We start from the raw sequence: 3850 nt of genomic DNA, 5'->3' as shown, positions 1-3850 counted from the left end.
GACTGTTCACGTCGGACGGCGTCGTGAAACGTGTCGACGCGCTCGACGCGGACGCGGACGCGTTCCGGGAACGGACGCACGACCGCCTCGTGGCGGAGCTCGAATGGCGTGTCGAATCGTACGAGGAGGCGATCGTGAACCTCCTCTATGAGAACGAAGAACTCGTGAAACGGAACGCCCAGCTCGATGCCCAACGGGCGAACAAGTCGGACGAGGAACTGCGCGAGATCGACAGCAAGATCACACAGAACACGACGCGGATGACGACGAACGAACTCCAGATCGAGGAGCACGAGGAGGCACGCGACGTGACGCGTGAACGTCTCGAATCGCTCGCGAACTGAACGCCCGATCGACAAAAAAACGACCATCTCCGTCGCCGAAACATGACAAAAACGGATCGTACATCGCGCGATTCGCGACATGAAATCGACAGATTGGCACTCAAGTAGCTTGTGTGCCAATCGCGTCATTGGGAACAGGAAAACAGGAGAGTCGCCGACCGAAAAACGGCGAGTGGATGACAGGCAACCTGTAAACCCGGAAGGGGACAAAGAGGGGAAGAATCAGTAAACGGCTGTAAACAGGCCTCGAAAAACAGGGGGACAAGAGGGGGAAATTGAGCGTTTTTTTGATATCGTCCTGAAATCGCGGTACTACCGCGATTTGGGCGTAATTTGATACACATTTGATATCAAATTACAGTTATGCTCTAGTCACCCTCTCCCTTGCATCCAAATGGCTGGTGTACAAGCTGTCCATCCTGTCATCCAAAAGGTGATTTGATGAACAACAATCGTCTTCCTGAAAACGGGCGAACGTGATCCGGGAGACCGAGAAAACGAATGGATTTGGAGGAGGAACGAGATGATGGAAACGAAAAAATCAACGGGCGGACGTGTGCGACCACCGAAGCGGTCGACAGAGAAGATGGATGTACTGGTACGTGGGTTGAGCAAACCGGCCGTCGAGTTGTTGGACACGCGAGCGGAACAGGTCGGATGGAGCCGGAACGAATTGATGGTGTACATCCTCGAGGCCTATGCGGACGGTGATATCCGTCAGCGATCGGTCGACTGGCAGGTCGTTCGTTCGGTCGAGTTCCTGAACCTGGCGGACCGGATCGAGGGCGTCGAGGACGTCCTCGTCGAGGTCGCCCGACGACTCGACGAGCGTCTGCCCGTCACCCGAAAACGTGACCGGGAGGAGGGGTGACCGATGCACAAGACGACGACATCCGAACTGTATGCCTACCGCCCACGTGCGATCCGCGCAGTCGTCTTCCGGCTCGAACCGGAGGCACAGATCGAGCTCGAACGCATCTGTGAGCGATACGGCTGTGACTCGGAACAGGAGGCGCTCCACGTCATGGCGATCCAGTCGGCGGCCTTCGCGCGGCTCCGCCTCGAAGGCAACGGCGACCGGTCGCGCATCCGACTGTTCCACGAACTGAGACGCTCGATCGACGCCAAGATCAGACGCTGGAAACAGGAATGGATGACGCGGAAGATGACGACCCGAAAGGACGTGCGCTGACATGTCCGGCACGCCCGGTATCGTCCTGAAGTGTCAGTATGACAGACCGACGAAGACGCGCGAGATCGGGTCCGTCGCCTCCTACTATGCATACATGAACCGATTCGACGAGATGGAACTCACCGACACGGAGGATCGCATCGACCCCACCATCGAACGGTATACGACCTATATGGAAGACGAACAGAAGACGCGCTCGCTCGGCGTCTTCACGGGCGAACGGGACACAATCAGCGAGACGGAACGGGCAGACCTGATCGCCCGGTTCGACGACTCGATCGAACGCGACGGCCATCTCCTGAAGGACGTCGTCTCGTTCGACAACCGGTGGCTCGAAGAACAGAAGTTGTACGACGCGAGGACCGACCGGCTCGACGAGGGGCGCCTGCGTGACGCCGTCCGTGACATGATGGACGGCATGGGCAAGAAGATGGGACGGGACGACCTCCTGTGGGTCGGGTCGATTCATCGCAACACCGACAACATCCACGTGCACATCGCGACCGTCGGCGAGCGGGAGCCGTTGACCGAACAGGAGGCGTTCCGCAAGGACGCCGTCCGCGACACGATGAAGAGCCGTCTGTTGTCCGGGCTGACGGACCGGGATGCGGAACTCGAACGCCTCCGGGCGTTGACCCGGGACCGGATCGTCGAGCCGTTGCGTGACGAACGGCTGGCGTGGTCCGACCCGACGCTCGACCGACATCTCGCCGAGATCCGGCGACGTCTCCCGGCACAGAAGAAGGAACAGAACTACAAGAAGATCAAGGAACATCATCCCGAACTGCGGGAGCTGATCGACCGGGCGAGCACGCACTACCTCGAGACGCACAAGGCGACCGAATGGGCCGACCTCAAGGAGAGCTTGGAGCGCGAACAGCGCGTCCACGTCCGTGCCTATGGGGGCTCGCCACGCTTCGAGCGACAGTACGCCGACAACCGGCGGGCCGACCTGTACCAGCGACTCGGGAACACGCTCCTCACTCAGGCGAAGGCGAGACCCGATGTGACCGAAGACCTCGCCCTCCCGACCATGGGACGGGAAAAGGGGGAGCCGTCAGCGGGCAACCGTGACGCGTCGAAGGAACAACCGAAGGGGAAATCGACACCCGACACGCGAGAGGAACGCCGAGGCCGAACCGGCAAGTCAGCGGTCCCGTCCGTCCCCCGGAAGGACAAGAGACGGGGGACGAACGGGAAGCCGGGGCGTGGCGCCCCGGTAAAACCAGAGACCCCCCGCCGTCAGTCGATCACGGCCCTCGCGCCGGCGGCGCGGGTCCTCCCGATCTCCGACGGGCGACTGCTCGACCAGCTCGACCGCACCGTGCGCGAGGAGGAGCGTCGTCATGAACAGGAATACCGCCAGCTCCGTGCCCGGGCGATGGCACGGGAACGTGACGAACTAGACCGATGAGAAAAGAGGAGGCGATAGGATATGGCACGGATTGGTATAAAAGTCAGCCCGGAGACGCACGAACGTCTGGATGAGTTACGGATCGAACAGGGCTTCTCATCTTTTGAAATGACCATCTCGTTTTTGTATCGACAGTTGAAAGCACAACAGGAAATCGACGACCTGCGAGTCCGACAGATCGAGACCCTACAGAAACAGAACGCCGAGCTCCATCGGGCGTTCCTGAACCAAGAAGACATGATGAAGCACCTGAAGAAACTGATCGGGTCGGTGGAATCCATCGACGGGAAAATGGAAACATGGATGCTTATGACCAGACCAAAACGATGAGAAATGAGGGAATGAGATGACACGAATCAGTATGAAAGTCAGCCCTGAAACACACGACCGCCTGAATGATCTGAGAATGGAACATCACTTCTCGTCCTTTGACGAGACGATCAACTATATCCATGAAGAACTACAGGAACACCAATATACGGTGACACGACAGAACCAGGAAATCTTGATGCTCCGTCAGAAGACGCGAGAGCTCGAAGTGATCCTGAAAGCGCAGCGTTCGCTTGAAAACGCCCAGGCGGTCTACGGGAAGATGTTTGACGGCTTCCTCGGGATCATGGAGCTGTTCGTGGAAGAATTGAGAGAACATGTCGTCCCGGACGACAAGAAAGGGGCATTCGTGAACCCGTTCAGTATGGAAGAAGAGGAGTGCCGACGGGTCTATGAATACCTTGCGCCGACGCTACGACAGGTCGCGACCGACCTTCGTCAGAAAGAACTCGAAGCCAAACAGATGGACGCGGCCTATCGGAAGGGCAGACGGCACGTCGAGGCACCCGGAGGAGAGGGGGCGACACAGTGAAGGTCATGCGCTGGCTGATCGCGCTCGTCCTGTTGGCC

General features: G+C 58.8%; 6 protein-coding genes. All 6 read left to right on the top strand.

The genetic code is table 11. The features are described 5' to 3' along the window. Positions 1-344 (top strand): hypothetical protein (locus GVY42_RS15755; protein WP_159563726.1); only part of this gene is annotated, 344 nt, incomplete at its 5' end. Between the two features lie 526 nt (positions 345-870). Next, positions 871-1215, top strand: a complete 345-nt coding sequence (locus GVY42_RS15750) for a hypothetical protein (RefSeq protein WP_159563736.1) — start codon at positions 871-873, stop codon at positions 1213-1215. 3 nt (positions 1216-1218) lie between these two features. Beyond that, positions 1219-1536 carry a hypothetical protein gene (locus GVY42_RS15745; RefSeq protein WP_159563724.1) on the top strand — a complete coding sequence of 106 codons (318 nt, stop codon included), beginning with the start codon at positions 1219-1221 and terminating at the stop codon, positions 1534-1536. Position 1537: 1 nt separating this feature from the next. Next, positions 1538-2950, top strand: coding sequence for a MobP2 family relaxase (mobP2, locus tag GVY42_RS15740; RefSeq protein ID WP_159563737.1), 1413 nt, complete (start codon positions 1538-1540; stop codon positions 2948-2950). Positions 2951-2971: 21 nt separating this feature from the next. After that, complete coding sequence (locus GVY42_RS15735) at positions 2972-3280, top strand: hypothetical protein (protein ID WP_159563738.1); 309 nt, start codon at positions 2972-2974, stop codon at positions 3278-3280. A 16-nt stretch (positions 3281-3296) separates the two neighbouring features. Then, a complete protein-coding gene (locus GVY42_RS15730; RefSeq protein ID WP_159563739.1) occupies positions 3297-3812 on the top strand; it encodes a hypothetical protein in 516 nt (171 codons plus the stop codon). The last annotated feature ends 38 nt before the right edge of the window (positions 3813-3850 follow it).

Origin of the sequence: Exiguobacterium sp. 8A (assembly GCF_902506275.1) — a bacterium.
Classification (GTDB): Bacteria; Bacillota; Bacilli; order Exiguobacteriales; family Exiguobacteriaceae; genus Exiguobacterium; species Exiguobacterium profundum.
The sequence above is the reverse complement of the archived record's forward strand: the minus strand, read 5'-3'. Positions and strand labels throughout refer to the sequence as shown.

Excerpts from the sequence above, each read along its gene's own strand:
- GVY42_RS15750 (WP_159563736.1), top strand. The coding sequence starts at position 871 with ATGGAAACGAAAAAATCAACGGGCGGACGTGTGCGACCACCGAAGCGG.
- GVY42_RS15745 (WP_159563724.1), top strand. The coding sequence starts at position 1,219 with ATGCACAAGACGACGACATCCGAACTGTATGCCTACCGCCCACGTGCG.
- mobP2 (WP_159563737.1), top strand. The coding sequence starts at position 1,538 with ATGTCCGGCACGCCCGGTATCGTCCTGAAGTGTCAGTATGACAGACCG.
- GVY42_RS15735 (WP_159563738.1), top strand. The coding sequence starts at position 2,972 with ATGGCACGGATTGGTATAAAAGTCAGCCCGGAGACGCACGAACGTCTG.
- GVY42_RS15730 (WP_159563739.1), top strand. The coding sequence starts at position 3,297 with ATGACACGAATCAGTATGAAAGTCAGCCCTGAAACACACGACCGCCTG.